Raw genomic sequence first — 22,843 nt, 5'->3', positions numbered from 1 at the left:
CGTAATAGGCAAGTGCAGTCCGAGGGAATATTCCTTCATCTTATCTCAATATAATATCCCAGCATGTGACACTCGGGAAATAATTTCAAAGCGTTATAACAGGATAATATCATCATTCAATATAACGAACAGCCGCAGAAGAATGTGTAAAAAAATCCTTAACGGGTAAATAACCGTATGCCTGGAGGTTGAAAAATTTGATAAAGACGGGAAACTTCACTACTATAAAAATAATAGCCAAATTTTTCATCCATTTAAGAGGATAAAAAATTGAATGGGGGATAATGGGGATAATAGCAGATAAGATATTTTTAAAAGGGATTGTTATATTTGTCACAGGAGGTTTTCGATAATGCAGAGGGAATTTGCGGATGATAGTATAGCCTTGCATACTGATCTGTACCAAATAAATATGGCCCAGACCTACTGGGAAGACAACATACATAATAAAAAGGCGGTCTTTGAAGTGTTCTTCAGGAAGCTGCCCTTTGGCAACGGCTATGGAATTTTTGCCGGCCTGGAAAGAGTTATAGAGTATATAGAAAACTTTAGATTTACAGACAGTGATCTGCAGTACTTAAAAAACGAATTGAATTATGAAGAAGGTTTCCTCGAATACTTGAAAAATATGAGGTTTTCAGGGACCATCAAATCAATGGAAGAAGGTGAGCTTGTATTCGGCAATGAGCCCATTTTGCGAGTAGAAGCCCCGCTGGCTGAAGCACAGATTATTGAAACAGCTATTTTGAATATCATTAACTACCAGACATTGATTGCTACAAAAGCAACCCGAATCAAAGAAGTAATTGGCGATGGAACAGCCATGGAATTCGGTTCAAGAAGAGCCCATGAAATGGATGCAGCTATCTGGGGAACAAGAGCTGCCTATATCGGCGGCTTTGATGCAACATCTAACGTTAGAGCAGGCAAGAAGTTTGGCATTCCTGTTGCAGGGACACATGCCCATTCATTTGTACAGGCTTACCGGGACGAGTATACAGCTTTTAAGAAATATGCCCAGACCCATAAGGACTGTGTTTTTCTCGTCGATACGTATGACACTCTTAAATCCGGAGTCCCGAACGCAATTAAAGTGGCGAAGGAAATGCAAGGTCAAATTAACTTTAAAGGTATAAGGCTTGATAGCGGGGACTTGGCTTATCTTTCTAAAAAAGCAAGAAAAATGCTGGATGATGCAGGTTTTCCTGAAGCAAAGATTATTGCTTCAAATGATCTGGATGAATACACCATCATAAACCTGAAAGCTCAAGGAGCGAAAATCGATATTTGGGGCATTGGCACAAAACTCATTACAGCGTACGAACAGGCTGCATTAGGGGCTGTTTATAAACTCGTTTCAATAGAAGATGAAAATGGCAAAATGGCTGACACCATAAAAATAAGCGGCAACCCAGAGAAAGTGACAACTCCCGGATTAAAGAGGGTTTATCGGATTATTAACAGAGATAACCATAAATCAGAAGGGGACTACATTGCTCTGGATCATGAAAATCCTCAAGCTGAGCCAAAGCTTAAGATGTTCCATCCTGTTCACACATTTATAAGCAAGTTTGTTACAAATTTCGAAGCCAGGGAACTGCATAAAGTGATATTTCAGGAAGGCAAGCTTACCTATAAAATTCCATCTTTAAAAGACATGCAAATCTTTGCAAAGGATAATCTCAATGTATTATGGGATGAGTACCGCCGTTCCTTAAATCCAGAGGAATACCCAGTCGACCTTAGCCAGGAGTGCTGGGATAATAAGATGAAAATGATCAGCCAGGTGAAAGAAAATATAAAAGGCTGAAGCTTTAAGAAGAGGGAGGAACCTGCAATGAATCTGCAAAAAGAAATTATGGAAAGTTTAAATGTAAATCCGAATATCAATCCAAAGGAAGAAATAAAGAAAAGAATTGAGTTTCTAAAGGATTATCTTGTTAAAACAAATTCAAAAGGTTATGTACTAGGCATAAGCGGCGGCCAGGATTCCACTCTTGCCGGAAGACTTGCGCAGCTTGCGGTTGAAGAGCTTCGAAAAGAAGGGAAGGAGGCAACATTCATAGCAGTCCGCCTTCCGTACGGCGTTCAGCAGGATGAGAAGGATGCACAGCTTGCCCTTTCCTTTATTCAGGCCGACAAAGAAGTGGTCTTTAATATTAAAAATGCAGTCGATGAAGTGAAAACCGAGTATGATCGTATAATTCCGGAAGAACCCCTGAAGGATTATCATAAAGGCAATGTTAAAGCCCGCATGAGAATGATTGCCCAATATGCAATTGGCGGCCAATACGGCTTGCTGGTCATTGGCACGGATCATGCTGCAGAAGCAGTGACTGGATTCTTCACAAAATACGGCGATGGCGGCGCAGATGTCCTGCCGCTGTCCGGACTGACAAAAAGACAGGGAAAAAAACTTCTTAAAGAGCTTGGGGCAGAAGAAAGACTATACTTAAAAGTACCTACAGCCGATCTTCTTGACCAGAAACCCGGACAGGCTGATGAAACTGAATTAGGTATCTCATACGATGAATTGGATGACTACCTTGAAGGGAAATCAGTAAGTCCGGAAGCTGCAAAAAAAATCGAAAAACGCTATATGGTTTCTGAACACAAGCGCCAGCTGCCTGCATCGATGCACGATAACTGGTGGAAATAAGCACACTTAAAAAGGAAAATCCATTTAGGGATTTTCCTTTTATTTTTGGTTCAGCCTATTCAGCATTTCCCGATAAAACCGTTCTGGTTCATCCACATTCAGCACGATGCGGCTGGCCTTTCTTTTTAAGCCATACATTAATTCATAAACCTGGGGATCTTTCAGCAGAATTTCTAACATCGGCTTTTCTTGAATTAAATCAGGCACTCTGGCATCAAATAGATCATTCATTTCTTGTCTGCTGAACTTTTCAGGGCCATCATAGTACATGATTTCTTTAACATTTTCCAATGGAAGGTACATGCTTTTTGAGAATCCGGACTGCAGCAGCAAGTGAGAATCAGTAAGCACGAAAGGTGTTAAGCGAGTGGCGTTTATCTCGGCCAGAAAGTACAAAATACCATAAATATTTGCTATTAATACGATATATGCTGCAATAGCATTCCATGAATGAAGCCAATAATGCAGTCCGATTGATTCAATGGCAATCGCATGGATCAGCATGATATAAACGGCATTCACACTTGTTTTTTGATGGTAGGTAAAAGAATCGCCATACTTTATCGAAGTTTTCTTTTTCCATGAAAACAGGGCGTAATTTACCATGGCGAATTCAGTCACAAAAACAGACCCTATTTTATGGTTGGGTAAATGCTTTTCCGCAGATCTCTTGGCATTAAAGAGAAAAAGTGAATTGTTTCCACTCAGCCTGCGATATTCTCTTAAAAGTCCTGGCAGCTTAGTTAGAATCTTATAGGCAATAAACAGCTCCAACCCAATAAAAAGCATTTCGAAAAAAACAATTAAATAGGGCAAAAAGGGAAATTGCGGGAAATGCCTGGCAGGGATAATAAGATAAGCGGCAGCGTATCCTGCTAAAATGACTGCTCCTAAATACTTCAACGAATATCTCTTGCGCAGTACGAGGAAATACGCCAATAGCGGTACAACGACCAGAAAATCAAGCAGGGAGCCCAACGCCGCTACGTCTGGAACCGGATCAAAAAGGGTGGTGCTATATAGAGTATAGTTGGAAAGCAGAATCAAGCATGTAAGTACACCAAACCATAGCCATTTAGGCCTTTCCAAGGAATTTGTCATAATTATCCACCTCAATTAAATTATAGCTTAGAAAGAGGGTGAAATGATACTGAAATCAAGCTAAATTCGGACTCAGCGTGTATCTGATTACGATTTTGTGTCCGAACACCAGTCAATTTCGGACTCAACGACCATCCGTTTGCGGTTTTGTGTCCGAACACCAGTCAACTTCGGACACTACGACCATCCCTTCGCGATTTTGAGTCCGAACACCAGTCAACTTCGGACTCAACGACCATCCGTTCGCGGTTTTGTGTCCGAACCCATGCCAACTTCGGACTCAGCGAGCATCCGTTCGCGATTTTGAGTCCGAACACCAGTCAACTTCGGACTCAACGACCATCCGTTCGCGGTTTTGAGTTCAAACACCAATCAACTTCGGACTCAAAGACCATCTGTTCGCGATTTTGAGTCCGAACCCGACACCTATACTGCAAAAACCAACAAATACAAGATACAAACAAAGCCCCAACAGCAATTGGGGCAAACCACGTAAAACGCTGTATCTAAAATCATAAATCAAAACCAACTTTTTAAAACCCAGTCAAAAGCTGATATGCCCATTCTGCCATTTCCTCACTTGGCGGCTGAATCTCCTTCAGCGGATATTCCAATCCGAGTGCTTACCATTTGTATACACCAAGCTTGTGATAGGGAAGGACCTCAATTTTTTTTACATTCTTCAGCTTTTTAATGAACCCCCCCAGCTGTTCCAGATCACTATGATCATCAGATATTGCAGGCACAAGAAACGTGCCGGATCCATACAGGCACCTAATGAAGAAATTCTTACAAGCAGCGCCAACAATTACCTGTTTAATAGAATAAGAGATTTTGATTAAATATAAATATGAAAACATTATCAAAAATTTCATTCATTCTAATGTTGTCTGTCGCACTTGTCTTTGGATTCAATTTCGATGCAAAAGCATCAACAGTACATACCGTTCAGCCAGGGGATACAATGTGGAAGATCGCCCTGAAGTATCAGGTGGGAGTTCCTGAAATCATTAATGCCAATGGGCAGATTTCGAATCCGAACTTCATTTATCCTGGGCAAAAGGTGAATATCCCTGCATTATCAAAAGCTACCACAAGTGTGGAAGAGCAGGTAGTTCAGCTTGTAAACCAGGAAAGGGCAAAGTATGGATTAAAGCCCTTAAAATCAAATTGGGAGCTTGCGAGAGTGGCAAGATACAAATCTCAGGATATGATCAATAAGAAGTATTTCGATCACAACTCTCCTACATACGGAAGCCCGTTTGATATGATGAAGAGCTTTGGAATTACTTACAGAACCGCTGGAGAAAACATTGCTGCAGGTCAAAAAACACCTCAGGAAGTTGTAACAGCATGGATGAACAGCGAGGGCCACCGCAAGAACATCCTATCAGCCAATTTCACAGAAATCGGAGTGGGATATGCACAGGGCGGTTATTATGGACATTATTGGACACAGATGTTTATTGGGAGGTAAGAGAAGAAGAAAAGCGGAAGCGCCTTGCTCACGAAGGAACGCAGACTAAGAACGCCACGTCCTCCCAAAAGCTGCCGCTTTTGGTCGTGCGATGATTATGCTGACGAAGCCTTCCTTGTCATGGGTCCTCATCCCGAGGGGACAGGCTGCTTGCGCTAGAAAGTTTTCGAAGTAAAAAGTTTTCTTTTTATTTAGAAAAGCACCGGATTATCCGGTGCTTTCCCTTTTCCCATTAGTTAGTCTACTACAATATAAGCAATCATTGGTCCGCTATTATCCTTATCCGGATGAGTAAGACACACTAGACGGTAAACGCCCTCCTTATCAAATTGAAGTGGGACAACCGTTTCTTCTGCTTTTTTTACCACACCTTTAATATCAGTCCCTTCTATGATGTATGGATGTTCCATTCCATTAACTCCCCAAATCTTCAAATTTACCTTTTCATCTTTTTCCAGAAAAATAGTTCCCGGATCCCAGCGATAAGCTTCAAATTCTTTGCCATCAGGCAGCTTGGCTTTAAATTCTCCTGTAACCATATGAATTTCCCGGACTTTTTCGCCCTCCGTCTGGTTGAATACTGTCAAACTATCAGATTTTGAAAAAAACCATACTGATGCAGAAACGATGACTGAAAATATGATGACAAATGCAATGATGCTGCGTTTCTTTAATACAAGAAAAGGCATGCTCATACTCCTTCCTAATTGGTTGTCCATATATAGATATGCAGGAAGGGCATCATAACTTGTCTAATATTTCTGAGATTTTTACGATAATTTCTTTACAACTGTCAAAATATTATTTCATAATAGAATTAAAAAAGGATGTGGCAGCATGTACAAAGTACTTGTGGCCAATCGGGATGAGTACGATACGAAAGGCATAGAGTGGCTTCTTAAATCTTCTATGAACGCATGGCAGGTAGAGTCAGCACAAAATGAAGCAGGGCTTATTAAGAAGCTTGAAACTTTTCAGCCAGACCTATTGATTTTTGAACTTGATCTGATAAATGAAGAAAGTTTTGGTTCATTTTTAAAAACCACTCAGATCATAGGGCCGGATTTGATTGCCTTAACAATGGAAGCGACCTTTTCACAAGCAAAAAGAGCCATCGACATGGGTGTATCTGATTTAATACTTAAGCCGATTTCAGCAGATATTTTATTAAAATCAGCGCGAAAGATTCATAGGCGCAATCAGATGATTAGTCGTTCTGCAGAACAAAAATCCAGTCAGAAAGCTGAAAAAGACTTCAATTACCAGGATTTATTTATAGAAGAATCTAATTCGGCTGAACCACTTGTATCTATCGGAATTAAGTCCAAAAATCCTCTGGAGCTTCCAAAGCTGTTTAAATTTCTTGAAAGCTATACTTTCCAAAAAACAGTTCATTATTTTATTTTGAGTGATATGATTTTGATTATTGCTGAAAAATCTGATGTGGCCTGGAAAGAGGAGAGCCTGAGATTTATGAGAGATTGGCAGGAAACGTCGGCAGAACAAATTGCGATCAGCATTTATACTGGTAAGGAGGGCAGCGGAACCGTCAGAAGCCACTATCTTGCGAACAGGAAGCTGATGGAGTTAACTTTTTACAGGGGATTTAATCAGGTAATTGAGGAGAGCTCATTGCCTAAATGGCTATCAATTGATCCATTCTTAACCCCCGAGGAACAGAGCAGGTGGATTGATTTCCTGAATCAGTCTGATTTAGAAGCACTGAAGTCATGGTTTTACGAGGAGTTTCTTATTTTGGCAGACCCTTATCCGGAACCAGGACTCATCAGAATTCGGCTGACCAGTATTCTTGCGCAAATTCGCAGGCATATGAAGACTTTCCGGCTGGCAGACGGGGATATGGAGAAAGAGTATCTTCGTTTATTCCAGACTATCCTTTATTCCCCCTTGATCTACCAGGTCATTAACGAAATGATTAGCTTCATTTCCTTTGTTTTTGAAACCATACGCTCTGATAAAAAGCTGAAGCTGGAACTTACTGACAGAGTCCTATTCTTTATTGAGACGAATTACTGGGACCCTAAGGTTACTCTTGAAAGGGCAGCTGAATATGCAGATCGAAACCCAAATTATATCAGCTCCATGCTCGCAAAAAAATGCGGCAAGTCGTTCCGGGAGCTGCTTAATGAAACCCGAATTAGGCAATCTGCGAAGCTTTTGATGGAATCAGAAATAAGCATTAAGGAAATCGCATCTGTCTGCGGTTTTCGCAATCAGCAATATTTCAATAAAGTTTTCAGTAAGATTAAAGGAATGCCGCCAAATCAATTTAGAAAGAGCATGCATAAAACCTCCGTGTAACCGGGGGTTTATTTTTTGTTCTAATTATAAAAATACTAATATTTATATAAATTTTATAAAAATACACTATGAAAATATAACAAAATTATAAAAAATCAAACTTAATTATTATACTTTTCAGATAGTTCTCATTATAAAATCTAAATATGAGATAACATTGGAGGGATAACAATGAAAGCGGAAACAAAAAGAGAAATAAAAAACTATCAAGGCAGTGAGCTTCATGCTAAGGGCTGGATTCAGGAAGCAGCACTCCGCATGCTTATGAATAACTTAGACAAAGAAGTTGCAGAGATTCCTGAAGAGCTGGTTGTTTACGGAGGGATTGGGAAGGCAGCAAGAAATTGGGACTGCTATGACGCGATTGTCAAAACATTACATGAATTAGAAGACGATGAAACACTTCTTGTCCAATCCGGCAAGCCGGTTGCGGTCTTTAAATCACATAAAGATGCACCGAAGGTATTGATCGCCAATTCGAATCTTGTGCCAGCCTGGGCGAATTGGGATACCTTCCATGAGCTTGATAAGAAAGGCTTGATGATGTACGGCCAAATGACAGCTGGAAGCTGGATTTATATCGGAAGTCAGGGAATCGTGCAAGGAACCTATGAAACCTTTGCAGAGCTTGGCAGACAGCACTTCTCCGGTTCACTGAAACAGACTATTACTTTAACAGCAGGCCTTGGAGGAATGGGTGGCGCTCAGCCGCTTGCAGTAACAATGAATGATGGTGTCTGCATTGCTATTGATGTAGATGAACACCGCATTGACCGCAGACTTGAAACCAAATATCTGGATACAAAAGTTTATTCAATTGAAGAGGCTATTAAATTAGCAACAGAGGCAAAACACGAGGGCCGCCCGCTTTCTATCGGCCTCTTAGGCAATGCAGCTGAAATTCTGCCAAAAATGCTGGAAATGAACTTCATCCCGGATGTCCTGACTGACCAGACTTCTGCACATGATCCTTTAAATGGCTATGTTCCAATCGGCTATTCTTTAGAAAATGCAGCTGTTCTGCGAAAGGAAAATGCTGCTGAATATGTTCAGAAGTCAAAGGCCAGCATGGCTGTCCATGTTCAGGCTATGCTGGACATGCAAAAGAAAGGTGCAGTCACATTTGATTACGGAAACAATATCCGTCAGGTGGCAAAAGATGAAGGTGTTGAGAAAGCATTTGATTTCCCTGGATTCGTGCCTGCCTATATCCGGCCGCTATTCTGTGAAGGAAAGGGACCTTTCCGCTGGGTAGCACTATCGGGAGATCCTGAAGATATCTATAAAACCGATGAAGTGATCCTGCGCGAATTTGCTGATAACGAACACCTTTGCAAATGGATCAGGATGGCACAGGAGAAAATCCAATTCCAGGGCCTGCCTTCAAGAATTTGCTGGCTTGGATATGGGGAGCGCGCCCGATTTGGAAAAATAATTAATGATATGGTGGCAAAAGGTGAATTGAAAGCACCTATCGTTATTGGCCGCGACCATCTCGATTCTGGTTCCGTTGCATCACCGAACCGTGAGACAGAAAGCATGAAGGACGGCAGTGATGCAGTGGCAGACTGGCCGATCCTGAATGCACTGATCAATGCGGTCGGCGGTGCAAGCTGGGTATCCGTCCACCATGGAGGCGGTGTAGGAATGGGCTACTCACTTCATGCAGGAATGGTCATCGTGGCAGACGGCACAAAGGAAGCAGAACAGCGCCTTGAACGGGTGCTTACATCTGATCCGGGCATGGGAATTGTGCGCCATGTTGATGCAGGCTATGACCTTGCTATCAAAACAGCAAAAGAAAAAGGCGTAAACATTCCGATGATGAAATAAAGATTTTTTAATGTATTTTATAAACTTTGCAAATGATGGCGGAAAACAAGCAAAGAAAACACCAAATCAGCAAATAAGCCATGCAATTTGCAAATAAGCCAGTCAATTCAGCAAAGAAAACTCTTAAACTGGCAAATAGCCTTTTATATTTTCTAATAGGAAGCACTCCAATCCGTTATTATTTCGGATTGGAACTTCCATTTTTTAAGGAGGAGCACATTATGCACTCAAAACCTATTTTTATCAAACATGCAAATCAAATGATTACATTAAAGGGCAGCTCCGCACAGCCCTTGACGAAAGAAAAAATGAGTGAACTTCACATCATAGAAGACGGGGCGGTATGGATCGAAGAAGACATTATCAAATCAGCAGGTACAACAGCGGAACTGGGAGCTGACTATCAAAGCCGGCTTCATGATGCTGAAATCATTGATGCCTCAGGGAAAATTCTTCTCCCAGGACTTGTTGATCCGCATACACATCTAGTTTATGCAGGCAGCAGGGAAGAGGAGTTCAATATGCGCCTGAACGGGGCGACGTATATGGAAATTATGAACAATGGCGGCGGAATTCACGCCACCACTTCAATGACCAGAAAAGCATCTGAAGAGGAATTGGTAGAAGCGAGTCTTGTCCGTCTGGATCGCTTTCTTAAACACGGAGTAACCACAATAGAGGCAAAAAGCGGATATGGCCTGGATTGGGAAACGGAGCGCAAGCAGCTGACTGCAGCCCGGAAAGCGGATGAACTGCATCCGGTGGATATTGTCCGCACCTTTATGGGTGCACATGCGGTTCCTGCAGAATACAAAGAGAATCCAGACGCTTTTGTTGATTTGGTCATTGAAGAAATGCTTCCGAAAGTAGCGGAAGAAAAGCTTGCCGAATTCAACGATATTTTCTGTGAAAGGGGCGTATTCACTCCAGAACAGTCCAGAAAGCTGCTTGAAGCAGGGAAGAAGCTTGGCCTGATTCCAAAAATCCATGCTGATGAAATCGAACCATATGAGGGAGCGGAACTTGCCGCGGAAGTCGGTGCCATTTCTGCAGATCATTTGCTTAGAGCATCTGATAAAGGCATGGAAATGATGGCTGAAAAGAGAGTAATCGGTGTGCTTCTTCCAGGCACAGCTTTCTTCTTGATGGCCGAAGCCGCCAGAGGACGCCGGATGATCGATAAAGGTGTGCCGGTTGCTTTATCAACGGATTGCAACCCCGGCTCTTCTCCAACCTGCTCCATGCCTTTTATGATGAATCTTGCTTGTATGCACATGGGTTTAACGCCGGCAGAAGCCATTACTGCCGCTACAATTAATGCAGCACATGCCATCAATCGGGCAAAAGAAGTGGGAAGCATTGAAGCGGGGAAAAAGGCTGATCTGCTGCTGCTCAATGTACCAAACTACATGCAAATGCAATACCACTACGGAATGAACCATACAGACACCGTGATTAAAAATGGGAAAGTGGTCGTTAAAGGAGGAAGCTTATGCTGCCAACAATAAATTCTCCCGGGTTCTTTTGGCCGCAAGCCGAAATAGGAACTGACGTTAAGGTTAATGAATGGATACGCCAAATCCAGAGGGAAGAGGAGTTGAAAAAAGAAAAATGGGATGTCGTGCTATTTGGTGTCCCTCTTTCCCGCTCATCCATAAGCCCATCAGGAGCATCTGAATTCCCTGAATCATTCAGGAGATCCTGGAAAGGCTTTTCCACATACAATCTGGATTTTGAAAGTGATCTTCAAAAGATGAAGGTTGCAGATCTTGGCGATGTAAAAATGCATTTCACGGATATTCCTCAATGCCATTCCAATATCAAACAGACAATGAAAGATATAAGAAAACAGTTTCCTGATTCATTTCCAATTGCGATTGGAGGAGATCACTCCATTACAGCCATGCTTGTCAGCGGTCTGAAAGAACTGGAGCCAGAAAAAGAAATCGGCATACTTCAGCTCGATACTCACCTTGATCTCAGAAGCCTTGAAGACCATGGGCCGACTAATGGGACACCAATCCGCAACCTGATTCAGAACAGCATGATTAAAGGGGAAAATGTCTATAATATTGGCCTTCATGGCTTTTTTAACAGCCAGTCACTTATCAGTTATGCAAAAGAGCACAAACTCAATTATATTACGCTGAAAGAAGCCAGAAGACGGGGAATTGAAAAAACGGTTAAAGAAGCACTTTTACAGCTGGAGTCAAAAGTGGATAAAATTTACGTCACGATTGACATGGACGTGCTTGATATCGGCTTTGCTCCTGGGGTTCCTGCATCCACACCAGGCGGCATGAGCACCGAAGAATTATTCAGTGCGGTATATGCTGCAGGACTTTCTTCCAAAACTGCAGCCATGGATATAGTTTGCCTCGATCCAACAAGAGATCACCAGGCACAGCCAACGGTGAAAGCAGGCACTTACACTTTTCTGACCTTTTTGACAGCATTAATGAACAGGAGGTAAGGGGCTGATTTTGCTCCTTACCGCTAAATTACTAGGGGGAATGAGAATGGAAAAAGAAACTGTAGTGAATCAATCTCACCAGCCTGAGCTCAAGAATCCAAATGCAGCTTTGAAAAATAAGGTTAAATTTTTTCTTTTCAGCGCAATTGGCCTATTTATGTTTTTTGTTCCCGTCACCGTTAATGAGAAATCCTCCATCATGCTTGACCATATTGTCACAGCCATTCAGACTTCCATACCTGCAGCTGTCCCTTATTATGCCTTACTCGTCATCCTGCTTGGCGCCATTTATCCTTTCTATACAAAATCCTGGAACAAGAACAAGGTAAATATTGTATTTTCCATTTTTAAAGTGAGTGGGTTATTTGTCGCCATAATGATCGTCTCCGGCTATGGCCCTGACTGGCTATATGACCCGAGTATGGGGCCGTTTTTGTTTGACAAACTCGTCGTGCCTGTCGGGCTGCTCGTTCCAATCGGCTCCGTTTTTCTTGCACTGCTGGTTGGATATGGTCTCCTTGAATTTTTCGGTGTCATAATGCAGCCGATTATGAAGCCGATCTGGAAAACACCCGGGAAATCTGCAATCGATGCAGTGGCTTCTTTTGTAGGAAGCTATTCAATCGGGCTGCTCATTACAAACAGGGTATTCAAAGAAGGAAAATACAGTATTAAGGAAGCTGCCATTATAGCTACCGGATTCTCAACGGTCTCCGCAACGTTCATGATTGTTGTTGCCAAAACACTTGGATTGATGGAAATCTGGAACACATATTTTTGGACGACCTTTGCTGTAACCTTCATCGTAACGGCTATTACGGTAAGAATCTGGCCTCTTAGATCAATGAGCGAAGAATATTACAATGGACAGCTGCCTCCAAAGGAAACCTTTTCAGGGAGCCGTCTGCAGGCAGCCTGGAAAGAAGCGATGGATACAGCCGCTCAGTCCCCGGGATTATGGAAAAACATCAGAGATAATTTAAAAGATGGGTTTGTCATGACGATGTCCATTTTGCCATCCATTATGTCAGTAGGTTTATTAGGCTTGGTTCTTGCAGAATTCACTCCTGTTTTCGACTGGCTTGGATATATCTTTTATCCTTTTACGGCTCTAGTGCAGCTGCCTGAGCCATTATTAGCAGCAAAAGCAAGTGCAGTGGGGATTGCTGAAATGTTTTTGCCGGCATTGCTTGCAGCAGAGGCAGCACTGGCCACTAAATTTGTTATCGGAGTCGTTTCAGTATCAGCTATCATTTTCTTTTCTGCACTTGTCCCGTGTATTCTATCAACAGAGATCCCGATCACCATTCCTCAGCTGCTTGTCATCTGGGCAGAAAGAACAATTCTAACGATACTGATTGCTGCGCCTCTGGCCTATATATTGCTTTAACTGGAAAATCCCCGATTAATGCAGCGGGGATTTTCCGCATAGAATTTTCCTGCACAACCAAACTAGTAGAGGAATGAGTCTAAGAATAGCAGGTGATTGATATTGTACAGGCTGTATACACATAATGACCTTGATGGCGTCGGATGCGGCATCGTTGCAAAGATTGCTTTTGGAAAAGATGTCGAGGTACGCTATAACTCTGTAATGGGACTTGATCATCAGATTGAAAAATTGTTTGAAAATGAAAAGAAATTGAAGGATGACTTTTTAATTATCACGGATTTATCTGTTAATGATGAAAACTTGATAAGGCTTGATGATCTGGAAAAAGGCGGCGGCAAAGTCAGATTAATTGACCATCACAAAACAGCCCTGCACTTTAATGATTACAACTGGGGCAGAGTGAAGGTTCAATATGATGATGGCAGGCTCACAGCTGCAACCTCTTTGCTGTATGAATATCTCTTGGAACATGAACTGATTAAATCATCCCAGGCCCTGGACGAATTCGTTGAACTTGTCCGCCAGTATGATACTTGGGAATGGGACCAAAATGATAATATTAAAGCAAAGAATCTGAACGATCTATTCTTTATGGTTTCCATTGAAGAATTCGAAGAAAAAATGACGGAAAGAATCATAAACTCAGATCATTTCGAATTTGATGATTTTGAACAAAAATTACTGGAAATGGAAGAGGAAAAGATTGAGCGTTATGTTAGACGGAAGAAGCGGGAAATTGTCCAAACGTTCATTGGTGAATATTGTGCTGGCATCGTCCATGCTGAATCCTATCATTCTGAATTAGGAAACGAACTTGGCAAAGATTTTCCCCATTTGGATTATATCGCTATCTTAAACCTTGGGGGCAAAAAAATCAGTTTCAGGACAATTCATGACCACGTTGATGTATCTGCCGTCGCCGGAAAGTTTGGAGGAGGAGGACATGCAAAAGCGTCAGGCTGTTCGATGGGAAAAGATGCTTATAAACTATTCGTTCAGGATATTTTCCCTCTGGATCCCATGAGGCAGGATGCATTCAGGAACAAATACAATAATAAAAGTTCTATGCAGGGATCACTATACGAAAATAAGAAAGGAGACAAATTTTTTATTTTTGCTGCAGGCGAGGACAATTGGATTCTGGAAATGAACGGAAAGCCCGTCCGCGAACCCTATCAGAACTTTCAGCAGGCAGAAAATTATATTAAAAGAAAATACCAGGCATGGCTTGTTCATGATGATATTTATGTAGAATTTTTAAAGCGTTATTATATAAAGACAAAAAATTAGCTATCCCGCCTTATTTGGCGGTTTTTTTTGAAAACTACCCCTGCTAAATATTGTAAATTTCATATATAATTGAAACATATATATAGATTGGGGGAGGTTCTATGGAAATATTTTTGTTTATTTTTGGTGTGATTTTTGCTGCCATTTTCATTAAAGTTATAGTTACTGGTTCGAAAAGAGATCCATTTATTAAAGATGAGCCATTTCCTGAACATTTGGGAATTCAGTCCGACGACTATCTTCCAATGATTCGAAATTTAGAAAAATCATTACCTGAAGGGTACAGGGAGAATATAAAAAATCGTGTACTGAGGGAGCACCCCAAATGGAAAGACTACGCATATGATTGGACATTTTTTGAACTAAAAAGATATTTTGTGATGAATGCCATACTGAAAACAGTGCCTATGTTCAGCAGTAAAGCGGATGATATTTGGCATGAAATGCTCATGTTCACCCGTGATTATGAGCATTTTTCAAAAAACTTCTTTGGTGAATACCTGCACCATTCCCCAAATATGGACAGCACCCCTATACCAGGTGAAAGGGCTTTTTTTGACTGGGTGTATTTAAGTCTTTTTGAAGCAGGCCATAATAGCAGAAGAATTTGGGGAAGCTTTTTGCAAAATCCGATTAAAAAGGAAATACTTGATGATTTTAGAAGCATGAATGAGACTGAACTGTTAAATAAGTATTTCAGGGCAGGAAATGATTGGCTTGAACTGAAAAAGAAAATGATAGAAAAACTGAAGCATGAAATTTCTGAATCAGAATCAATGAAGCTTGGGAAGAAGGCGCTGGAATTTACGAAGCCCGCATCTGTCAGCCAATATTCCTATCTGTTGTTTCCAGCCGTGTATTTTTCGGTTTATGAACCAGATGGGTTCGAGGACAATATGAACGAACTTCTTCCCCCCGAACTCGCAAAAGACAGTGCTTCCGGAATGGTTTACTGCTCCGGCTTCTCTTGCAGCAGCCATAGTGATCATGATTCAGGAGGAGGACATGATTCAGGCGGCTCCAGCTGTTCGAGCTGCGGAGGCGGATGCTCTAGCTAAAAAGCAGTCCAATTGGATTGCTTTTTTGTTTTTCAAAATTTTAAGTTCTTGTTGTTTTGGAAAAGATAAAAGCAGGTCATTTCCTTTCATTATCAATCTTCTCAAATTACGGCATTAAATTTTCAATTATGTAACAATTGATAAACACCATATAAGTATGCATGAATTGTCTGGTACAATCAGTAATGATTATCGGTTTGAATTGGATGTGTATTCATGAAGAAATTGCTTGTATTCATCCTGCTTTTATTCAGTTTTCCAACTGCATATGCAGCAGCAGAGGAACCAAAAGACCCTGCAATTATCAGTGAAGCCGCAATTGTAACAGATTCTGAATCAGGTGCAGTTCTGTATGCAAAAAATGCGGATAAAAAGATGTACCCGGCCAGTTTGACGAAAATAGCAACTGCCATATATGCCATTGAAAATGGAGACTTAAAGGACATAGCAACTATAAGCAAAAAAGCAGCAGAGGTTGAAGGAACACGAGTTTATTTGGAGGAAGGAGAAAAAGTGCCTTTAATAAAACTCGTTCAGGGAATGCTGATTAATTCAGGAAATGATGCTGCCTGGAGCATTGCTGAGCATCTGGACGGCAATATGAAAGCATTCTCAGAGAACCTTAATCACTATCTTGAAGAGAGTGCAGGCTTAAAAAATACTCACTTTGTTAATCCTCACGGTTTGTTTGATGAAAACCACTATACAACGGCAGGGGACCTTGCAAAATTAACTAATTACGCCCTGAAAAATGAGACCTTCCGAGAAATCTACGGAACAAAGGAAATGAAGTGGGCAGGAAAGTCATGGGACACCACCATCTTTACTCATCACAGGATGCTTAAAGGTGAGGTTCCATTCGAAGGAGTGACAGGGGGAAAAACCGGTTTCGTAGATGAAGCTAAGCAGACCCTCGCCACTTCTGCCGAAAACGATTCAATAAAGTTAACGGCCATTGTATTAAAAGCTGAATTCAAGCGGGATATTTATAATGATACAAAAAACCTTTTGAACTATGGGTTCAGCAACTTTGAAACCTCGACACTGAGCAGCACTGACGTTTTTCCTTCTGATGGAAAAACCTATACAACTGGCGGTGAAAATGTAGCCATAACATTGCCAAAAGGAATCTACGAAGAAGACATTACATCAAAAGGAAAGCTGCAGATTAAGAATGAAAACGGAAGGATCATTCAATCTGTAAAGCTTCTGGAAGACAAACAGGATGAAGTGGTTTCCAGCCAGCTGAAAACAGAAAAGGAGACTGGGAAAGAGACAACTGGATACTATGGCAGAGCAGGCTTAATAATATTTTTATTTGTAATCTTTATACTAATATTAAGGAAAAATCTAAAAGCAAAAGCCAGAAGAAGAAGACGGGTTTAATGCACGTCTTTTTTTATGAAAAAAGACTAAAGAAATTCTCTTTAGTCTTTGGACAATCTTTTATTGCATTCTTTGCTCCACCTGACGGCATACCTCATCAGCCGATAGGCCGCTAGCTTCAATGACAGAAGCTTTTGTAGAAACATCCTGCATACCCATCACATTTGAATCAACACCGCTCACTACACAGCAGGAGCAGTTCTCAGCATCATGCGCCGTCTTCATATCAACCACTTCATAACCTTTTTCGCGAAGCGCTTCCGAAACATTTGTTAAGGATTGTTCAACCGCTACTCTTTTCGTCAATGTTAACACCTCCTCCGTTTGTTAGATTGGCTTTTGTACTCCATTTTTATTCCATGGATAAAATTAGCCATAACACGAAACAGTAAGAAAGGAGGTGTTTAACATGAGCAAACGCAAAAAAGACCCTTCAAAGGCTGGACTAAGTTCCCCAAACATCGAAGGTCAAGGTACAACCAATATGGAAACGGGCAGCAGAACAGCTTCTTCTGCACGCCATAAAAAGAAAAAACAAGACTTTTAACAAAAATTAAAAGCAGGAGGTTATTCCTCCTGCTTTTACTGTCTACTGATACATATCAGCAACTTGTTTTTGAATGGATGAATCTTCTAAATACTCATCATAAGTCATTTGCTTATCGACGATGCCAGCCGGTGTAATTTCAATAATGCGGTTGGCAATGGTTTGAATGAACTGATGGTCATGTGATGCAAAAATCATAGACCCTTTGAAGTTAATTAGCCCATTGTTCAATGCTGTAATGGATTCCAAATCAAGGTGGTTGGTTGGCTCATCCAGCATAAGTACATTTGCACCGCTAAGCATCATTTTGGAAAGCATGCAGCGGACTTTTTCTCCACCTGAGAGAACGCTTGCTTTCTTTAGAACTTCCTCACCAGAGAATAGCATTCTTCCAAGGAAACCTCTCAGGAAGCTTTCACTATCATCAGCAGGTGAGAATTGGCGCAGCCAGTCTACAAGATTCAAATCAGAGTTTTCGAAGAACTCCGAGTTATCTTTCGGGAAATAGGATTGAGATGTTGTAACACCCCACTTATACGTTCCTTCATCCGGCTCCATTTCACCAGTCAATATTTTAAATAATGTAGTCTTCGCCAATTCGTTTGGGCCAACTAACGCAATTTTATCATCTTTGTTCATGATAAAGCTGACATTATTCAGAACCTTTACGCCATCAATTGTTTTGCTGATGCCGTCTACTCTTAGCAAATCATTCCCGATTTCACGGTCAGGCGAAAATCCGACATACGGATATTTTCTGGAAGACGGTTTGATGTCGTCCAAAGAAATCTTATCAAGAAGCTTTTTACGTGAAGTTGCCTGCTTGGATTTTGATGCGTTCGCACTAAAGCGGGCAATAAAGCTTTGAAGTTCCTTGATTTTTTCTTCCTTTTTCTTATTGGCATCCTGAGCCATCCTTTGTGCAAGCTGGCTCGACTCATACCAGAAGTCATAGTTCCCGACGTAAATCTGAATTTTCCCAAAGTCAAGGTCGGCAATATGAGTACATACTTTGTTTAAGAAGTGACGGTCATGGGATACAACAATAACAGTATTTTCAAAGTTGATCAGAAATTCCTCAAGCCATTGAATTGCTTTGATATCCAAGTGGTTTGTCGGCTCATCCAGCAAAAGAACATCCGGCTTGCCGAAAAGGGCTTGCGCAAGAAGAACTTTCACTTTTTCAGAACCGGAAAGGTCAGCCATTTTTTTGTCATGAAGTTCTTCTTCGATGCCCAGCCCTTTCAGCAAAATAGCTGCTTCAGATTCCGCTTCCCATCCGTTCAGTTCTGCAAACTCACCTTCAAGTTCAGCAGCCTTCATTCCATCTTCATCAGTGAAATCGGCTTTCATATAAATCGCATCTTTTTCCTGCATTACTTCATACAGGCGGGCATGTCCCATGATGACTACTTTTAATGCTTCAAACTCTTCGTATTCAAAATGATTCTGTTTCAGGACAGCAAGGCGCTCGCCGGGACCTAAATGAACACTTCCCGATTGTGCCTCGATTTCACCGGATAAAATCTTTAGAAAAGTTGATTTACCGGCACCATTTGCTCCAATCAAACCATAGCAATTGCCAGGTGTGAATTTAATATTAACATCTTCGAATAGTTTGCGGTCGCCGTATCGAAGACCTACATTACTGACAGTTATCATATTATTTTTATTCCTCCAAATACATAATCCTTAAAAGTATACCACTTTTAGCGCGTAATCGCGAATTCTTCATAATGCAATTTGCCGTCTTCTTAAAAGTTCAGAAAATTAAAAGGAAGCAGAAGGTAAAAGTCGAATACATAAAGATTATAAACATGATGAGAGGAAGTGCTTTTTGTAATGGAATCTCTTTTAAAAGAAGATGTAAAACTAAAACCTTTCCGCTTCACAATTGAGAGGGGGAAAATCAAGGAATTTGCTATGGCAATTGGAGACAGAAATCCTATTTATTATGATGCGGACATCGCGAGAAAAGAGGGATACCGTGACATCCCCATTCCGCCTACATTTCCGACGGCCATAGAGATGTGGGGAGGATTGGATTTCGAAACCCTAATCAGCCTATTCGGCCTTGACCCGCTTAAGGTTCTTCACGGAGGACAGGAATATCGCTATATGGGGGAATTATGCGCCGGCGATACAATAACTGCCGCTCCTCAGTTAATCTCAGCATTTGAAAAGAGGAATCTGCGTTTTATCACTATAGGAATTCATTATAAAAACAGTGAAGGAATCAAGGTTCTATATTCGGAATCTACCATTATCGAAAGAAGGGGAACAGAATAATGAGCGAATTAACAGCGATTCATAAACCCGAGATCACACATACACAGCTGGTCAAGTATGCAGGCGCATCCGGGGATTTTAATCCAATTCATACAGTAGTACCGATTGGGGAAAAAGCGGGATTGGACGGTGTGATTGCCCATGGGATGCTCATTATGGGAATGGCAGGCGAAGCACTGGCTGATTGGTTTCCGAGAAAAAACCTGAAAAAGTTCAAAGTGCGCTTCAGCAAAATGACGCGTCCTGGCGAGAAACTGACAATAGAAGGAAAAGTGACAGGGGAGAGAATGGAAAAAGATGAGAAGAGACTGACAGGAGAAGTTTCAGTTAAAAATGAAGCTGGTGAAGTGAAGCTTTCCGGACAGTTCGAAGTAAAAATATAATATAAAGGAAGGATTTCTATGGGAGGTCATATTGGGGTCCAGCTCAAGCCAAAATCAAAGTGGAAGAAATATTCACTATGGACCTTTGCAATCATATTAGTGTTATTGGCTGCGGCATTTTTCGTTATGTTTGGTTATTTATCGCTCTCAATCCCTAAAACTGAAGGAGAGATCAAAATTGGATACATCTCTGCTGATGTCAGGGTGAATCGCGACGGCAATGGCGTTCCCCACATACTTGCGGATAATGAACGAGACCTTTTTATTGCACAGGGATATGTGCAGGCTCAGGATCGCCTATTTCAAATGGATTTAAGCAGGCGGCAGGCATCTGGCAGATTAAGTGAAGTGATCGGGGAAGGGGCGGTTGAAAATGATAAATACTTTAGGACACTTGGACTGAGAAGGGCCGCAGAAGCATCCTATGAAGCATATTCCCCGGAAGCAAAAAAGATTTTAGGCTGGTTTGCGGAAGGAGTAAATCTTTATATTAAAGAGGTGAAAGATACCGGAAAATGGCCGCCTGAATTTTCCATACTTGGCTATAAGCCTGAAGAATGGACTCCCGTGGATTCACTTACTATCGGCAAATATATGGCATATGATCTTGGAGGACACTGGGAAAGCCAGGCATTCCGATATTATCTCCTTCAGCATTTTCCGGAAGATAAAGCGTATGAATTATTCCCCTCATATCCGGAAGAAGCCCCTTACATAATAGGAAAACACAACTTAAATATTGAAGAAAGCTTTGCAAATGCAATCACTCCACCGGAATTCAACGGAAGCAATAACTGGGCTGCAGCAGGCAGCAAAACGGCATCCGGGAAGCCAATTCTTGCGGATGATCCGCATTTATCACTCAGCACACCTTCCATCTGGTATCAGATGCATTTGCAATCCCCGGAGATGAACGTCAGCGGAGTCATTTTTGCCGGTATTCCGGGCATTATTCTCGGTCACAATGAGAACATTGCATGGGGAGTAACCAATACAGGACCAGATGTCCAGGATTTGTATATTGAAAAAAGGAATCCTGCCAATAAAAATGAGTTTCTATTCAATGAAAAATGGGAAAAGGCAGAAATAATTGAAGAACCAATTAAGGTAAAAGACAAGGAGACAATTAGCTATCAAGTAACGATTACACGCCACGGACCTGTAATTTCGGAATTTGCTGCAGACAGCGGCAAAGATACAGTTCTTTCTTTGCAATGGACTGCCCTTGAACCTTCAAAAGAACTGGAAGCCATTCTAAAAATGAATAAATCATCGGACTGGCATCAATTTGAAGAAGCATTGGAGTTATTTCATACACCCGCACAGAACTTTGTATTTGCCTCGCCAGATGGAACAATAGCTTATAAAGCAAACGGTAAAATCCCCATCAGAAAGAAAGGAGACGGGCTACTGCCAGTACCTGGCTGGTCGGATGAATACGGCTGGGAAAGCTATATACCTTATGATCAACTGCCAAAAGCGATTAATCCAAGAGAAGGATACATCTCAACTGCAAACAATAAGGTTATGGATGACAGCTACCCTTACCATATAAGTCATGATTGGGCACAGCCGTATAGGCAAATGCGCATCCAGGAATTCCTGAAAAGCAAGGATGAACTTACAGCAGAAGACATGATGTCTCTGCAGATGGATCAGAAAAACCTGCAGGCCGAGGAATTTATACCCATTTTCCTGTCTGAAATTAGAGAACCATCTTCCAATCTTGAAAAGGAAGCTTTATCCGCCCTGAGTAAATGGGATTATAACGACAGCAAAGATGGAGCAGCCCCTCTCATTTTCAATCTTTGGATGAAAAGCATATCCGATGTTCTTTTTGAAGATGAGATAACACCAGAAATGAGGAAGCTCTTTAAAGGACAAAAGCAGGCAGTGGATGAATTATTGAGAAATGCAGCAAAAGGCAGGGTAAGCCGCTGGATAGAAGAAAAGGGAGGACTGGAGGAAGTCCTTTCACGATCATTGAGTTCAGCCGTAAAGAAAGCTGCAGATCTTCAAGGAAACAACCTGTCTGAGTGGAAATGGGGAGACTATCACCAATTAGCCTTTTCCCATCCGCTTTCAAGTGTAAAACCTTTAAACTTCTTGTTTAATAGAGAAGGGCGGATTCCTGTTGGAGGAAGCTCAGTCACTGTCCAGGCAGCAGCTAATAAAGAAGATGGCACAGTAAATCATGGGGGCTCGTGGAGATTTGTAATGGATACGCAAAACATGAATACTGCCTATCACCTTGTGGGACCAGGACAATCAGGACATCCTCTAAGCCAGTGGTATCATGACCAGTTGAACGGCTGGGCAGAAGGGAACTATCATAAGACAGCTCTCAATGAAGAGAGGACCAAGCATACACTTTTATTAAAACCTTGAAAAAGCTTCCCAAAAATCATAAAATGTTTCTTTTTGTTCATAGTTTTTTCATATTTTTCATGTACAATATTAATCATACAGGCAGGGAAAAAGGAGTTTTTCAAATGGCTAAAAAGCAGCTGGTTGATTTGGTAAACAGATTAAAGAAATCCGGTATTAAAGTAAGCTTTTCAAAGCCAAGATCAAAAACTTTAATACTCATTAACCAAAACAAAAATTTATCTTCTTCTGCGAATTAGGTTAA

20 protein-coding genes and 1 pseudogene are annotated in these 22,843 nt (G+C 41.3%); 16 read left to right on the top strand and 5 right to left on the bottom strand.

All coding sequences use genetic code 11. The annotated features are described in order from the left end of the window. The first annotated feature begins 352 nt into the window (after positions 1-352). Both A361_RS12995 and nadE read left to right on the top strand, forming a co-directional pair. Entirely contained in the window at positions 353-1,810 is a 1,458-nt protein-coding gene (locus tag A361_RS12995; RefSeq protein ID WP_019379846.1) for a nicotinate phosphoribosyltransferase, read from the top strand. Positions 1,811-1,837: 27 nt separating this feature from the next. Next, positions 1,838-2,659, top strand: a complete 822-nt coding sequence (gene nadE, locus A361_RS12990) for an ammonia-dependent NAD(+) synthetase (RefSeq protein ID WP_019379847.1) — start codon at positions 1,838-1,840, stop codon at positions 2,657-2,659. Between the two features lie 39 nt (positions 2,660-2,698). Here nadE and A361_RS12985 read toward each other — a convergent pair whose 3' ends face one another. Continuing rightward, complete coding sequence (locus tag A361_RS12985; RefSeq protein WP_019379848.1) at positions 2,699-3,760, bottom strand: hypothetical protein; 1,062 nt, start codon at positions 3,758-3,760, stop codon at positions 2,699-2,701. Positions 3,761-4,293: 533 nt separating this feature from the next. After that, positions 4,294-4,534: pseudogene (locus A361_RS31460) on the bottom strand (pyruvate formate-lyase 1-activating enzyme); the annotation flags it as partial. Between the two features lie 76 nt (positions 4,535-4,610). Here A361_RS31460 and safA point away from each other — a divergent pair. Then, positions 4,611-5,237, top strand: a complete 627-nt coding sequence (safA, locus tag A361_RS12975) for a SafA/ExsA family spore coat assembly protein (RefSeq protein WP_157380239.1) — start codon at positions 4,611-4,613, stop codon at positions 5,235-5,237. A 236-nt stretch (positions 5,238-5,473) separates the two neighbouring features. On the opposite strand, the gene A361_RS12970 is transcribed toward safA, so the two are convergent. Next, entirely contained in the window at positions 5,474-5,926 is a 453-nt protein-coding gene (locus tag A361_RS12970; RefSeq protein WP_019379850.1) for a hypothetical protein, read from the bottom strand. Positions 5,927-6,074: 148 nt separating this feature from the next. Between A361_RS12970 and A361_RS12965 the strand changes: the two genes are divergently transcribed. From A361_RS12965 to A361_RS12930, 8 genes are all read left to right on the top strand, one after another. After that, positions 6,075-7,559: a response regulator transcription factor gene (locus A361_RS12965; RefSeq protein WP_019379851.1), complete on the top strand. Its 1,485-nt coding sequence runs from the start codon at positions 6,075-6,077 to the stop codon at positions 7,557-7,559. Positions 7,560-7,730: 171 nt separating this feature from the next. Next, on the top strand, positions 7,731-9,392 hold the full coding sequence (hutU, locus tag A361_RS12960) for a urocanate hydratase (protein WP_009334564.1): 1,662 nt from the start codon (positions 7,731-7,733) through the stop codon (positions 9,390-9,392). Between the two features lie 221 nt (positions 9,393-9,613). Then, entirely contained in the window at positions 9,614-10,900 is a 1,287-nt protein-coding gene (gene hutI / locus A361_RS12955; RefSeq protein WP_026041560.1) for an imidazolonepropionase, read from the top strand. Continuing rightward, positions 10,885-11,865: an agmatinase family protein gene (locus A361_RS12950; RefSeq protein ID WP_019379853.1), complete on the top strand. Its 981-nt coding sequence runs from the start codon at positions 10,885-10,887 to the stop codon at positions 11,863-11,865. Before hutI ends, A361_RS12950 begins: the two co-directional genes overlap by 16 nt. Before the next feature lie 46 nt (positions 11,866-11,911). Then, a complete protein-coding gene (locus A361_RS12945) occupies positions 11,912-13,255 on the top strand; it encodes a YjiH family protein (RefSeq protein WP_019379854.1) in 1,344 nt (447 codons plus the stop codon). Between the two features lie 102 nt (positions 13,256-13,357). Continuing rightward, positions 13,358-14,548: a DHH family phosphoesterase gene (locus A361_RS12940; protein WP_019379855.1), complete on the top strand. Its 1,191-nt coding sequence runs from the start codon at positions 13,358-13,360 to the stop codon at positions 14,546-14,548. Positions 14,549-14,649: 101 nt separating this feature from the next. Continuing rightward, the gene (locus tag A361_RS12935; protein WP_019379856.1) at positions 14,650-15,606 is read left to right on the top strand and encodes a hypothetical protein; all 957 of its coding nucleotides are present in this window, start codon (positions 14,650-14,652) and stop codon (positions 15,604-15,606) included. A 216-nt stretch (positions 15,607-15,822) separates the two neighbouring features. Further along, positions 15,823-16,992, top strand: a complete 1,170-nt coding sequence (locus A361_RS12930; protein WP_019379857.1) for a D-alanyl-D-alanine carboxypeptidase family protein — start codon at positions 15,823-15,825, stop codon at positions 16,990-16,992. Positions 16,993-17,052: 60 nt separating this feature from the next. On the opposite strand, the gene A361_RS12925 is transcribed toward A361_RS12930, so the two are convergent. Then, entirely contained in the window at positions 17,053-17,298 is a 246-nt protein-coding gene (locus A361_RS12925) for a YkuS family protein (RefSeq protein WP_009334572.1), read from the bottom strand. A 103-nt stretch (positions 17,299-17,401) separates the two neighbouring features. On the opposite strand from A361_RS12925, the gene A361_RS29395 reads away from it, so the two are divergent. Beyond that, positions 17,402-17,539 carry a YuzL family protein gene (locus tag A361_RS29395; RefSeq protein ID WP_019379858.1) on the top strand — a complete coding sequence of 46 codons (138 nt, stop codon included), beginning with the start codon at positions 17,402-17,404 and terminating at the stop codon, positions 17,537-17,539. A 42-nt stretch (positions 17,540-17,581) separates the two neighbouring features. Here the strand turns inward: A361_RS29395 and A361_RS12920 are convergent, their stop codons facing one another. Beyond that, on the bottom strand, positions 17,582-19,201 hold the full coding sequence (locus A361_RS12920; protein WP_019379859.1) for an ABC-F family ATP-binding cassette domain-containing protein: 1,620 nt from the start codon (positions 19,199-19,201) through the stop codon (positions 17,582-17,584). 180 nt (positions 19,202-19,381) lie between these two features. On the opposite strand from A361_RS12920, the gene A361_RS12915 reads away from it, so the two are divergent. From A361_RS12915 to A361_RS31245, 4 genes are all read left to right on the top strand, one after another. Next, a complete protein-coding gene (locus A361_RS12915) occupies positions 19,382-19,828 on the top strand; it encodes an FAS1-like dehydratase domain-containing protein (RefSeq protein WP_009334574.1) in 447 nt (148 codons plus the stop codon). Next, a complete protein-coding gene (locus A361_RS12910) occupies positions 19,828-20,211 on the top strand; it encodes a MaoC/PaaZ C-terminal domain-containing protein (RefSeq protein WP_009334575.1) in 384 nt (127 codons plus the stop codon). The genes A361_RS12915 and A361_RS12910 overlap by 1 nt, the downstream gene beginning before the upstream one ends. 30 nt (positions 20,212-20,241) lie before the next feature. Continuing rightward, the gene (locus tag A361_RS12905; protein ID WP_026041561.1) at positions 20,242-22,599 is read left to right on the top strand and encodes a penicillin acylase family protein; all 2,358 of its coding nucleotides are present in this window, start codon (positions 20,242-20,244) and stop codon (positions 22,597-22,599) included. Between the two features lie 104 nt (positions 22,600-22,703). Then, positions 22,704-22,838, top strand: coding sequence for a hypothetical protein (locus A361_RS31245; RefSeq protein ID WP_256816508.1), 135 nt, complete (start codon positions 22,704-22,706; stop codon positions 22,836-22,838). Positions 22,839-22,843 lie beyond the last annotated feature (5 nt).

The sequence above is a fragment of the Cytobacillus oceanisediminis 2691 genome (genome assembly GCF_000294775.2).
Taxonomy (GTDB): domain Bacteria; phylum Bacillota; class Bacilli; order Bacillales; family Cytobacillaceae; genus Cytobacillus; species Cytobacillus pseudoceanisediminis.
Note: the sequence above shows the minus strand (reverse complement) of the source record. Positions and strands in the feature narration are given on the sequence as shown.

What these genes read in the sequence shown, in the direction of transcription:
- A361_RS12995 (WP_019379846.1), top strand. Translation starts at nt 353, where the DNA reads ATGCAGAGGGAATTTGCGGATGATAGTATAGCCTTGCATACTGATCTG.
- nadE (WP_019379847.1), top strand. Translation starts at nt 1,838, where the DNA reads ATGAATCTGCAAAAAGAAATTATGGAAAGTTTAAATGTAAATCCGAAT.
- A361_RS12985 (WP_019379848.1), bottom strand. Translation starts at nt 3,760, where the DNA reads ATGACAAATTCCTTGGAAAGGCCTAAATGGCTATGGTTTGGTGTACTT.
- safA (WP_157380239.1), top strand. Translation starts at nt 4,611, where the DNA reads ATGAAAACATTATCAAAAATTTCATTCATTCTAATGTTGTCTGTCGCA.
- A361_RS12970 (WP_019379850.1), bottom strand. Translation starts at nt 5,926, where the DNA reads ATGCCTTTTCTTGTATTAAAGAAACGCAGCATCATTGCATTTGTCATC.
- A361_RS12965 (WP_019379851.1), top strand. Translation starts at nt 6,075, where the DNA reads ATGTACAAAGTACTTGTGGCCAATCGGGATGAGTACGATACGAAAGGC.
- hutU (WP_009334564.1), top strand. Translation starts at nt 7,731, where the DNA reads ATGAAAGCGGAAACAAAAAGAGAAATAAAAAACTATCAAGGCAGTGAG.
- hutI (WP_026041560.1), top strand. Translation starts at nt 9,614, where the DNA reads ATGCACTCAAAACCTATTTTTATCAAACATGCAAATCAAATGATTACA.
- A361_RS12950 (WP_019379853.1), top strand. Translation starts at nt 10,885, where the DNA reads ATGCTGCCAACAATAAATTCTCCCGGGTTCTTTTGGCCGCAAGCCGAA.
- A361_RS12945 (WP_019379854.1), top strand. Translation starts at nt 11,912, where the DNA reads ATGGAAAAAGAAACTGTAGTGAATCAATCTCACCAGCCTGAGCTCAAG.
- A361_RS12935 (WP_019379856.1), top strand. Translation starts at nt 14,650, where the DNA reads ATGGAAATATTTTTGTTTATTTTTGGTGTGATTTTTGCTGCCATTTTC.
- A361_RS12930 (WP_019379857.1), top strand. Translation starts at nt 15,823, where the DNA reads ATGAAGAAATTGCTTGTATTCATCCTGCTTTTATTCAGTTTTCCAACT.
- A361_RS29395 (WP_019379858.1), top strand. Translation starts at nt 17,402, where the DNA reads ATGAGCAAACGCAAAAAAGACCCTTCAAAGGCTGGACTAAGTTCCCCA.
- A361_RS12920 (WP_019379859.1), bottom strand. Translation starts at nt 19,201, where the DNA reads ATGATAACTGTCAGTAATGTAGGTCTTCGATACGGCGACCGCAAACTA.
- A361_RS12915 (WP_009334574.1), top strand. Translation starts at nt 19,382, where the DNA reads ATGGAATCTCTTTTAAAAGAAGATGTAAAACTAAAACCTTTCCGCTTC.
- A361_RS12910 (WP_009334575.1), top strand. Translation starts at nt 19,828, where the DNA reads ATGAGCGAATTAACAGCGATTCATAAACCCGAGATCACACATACACAG.
- A361_RS31245 (WP_256816508.1), top strand. Translation starts at nt 22,704, where the DNA reads ATGGCTAAAAAGCAGCTGGTTGATTTGGTAAACAGATTAAAGAAATCC.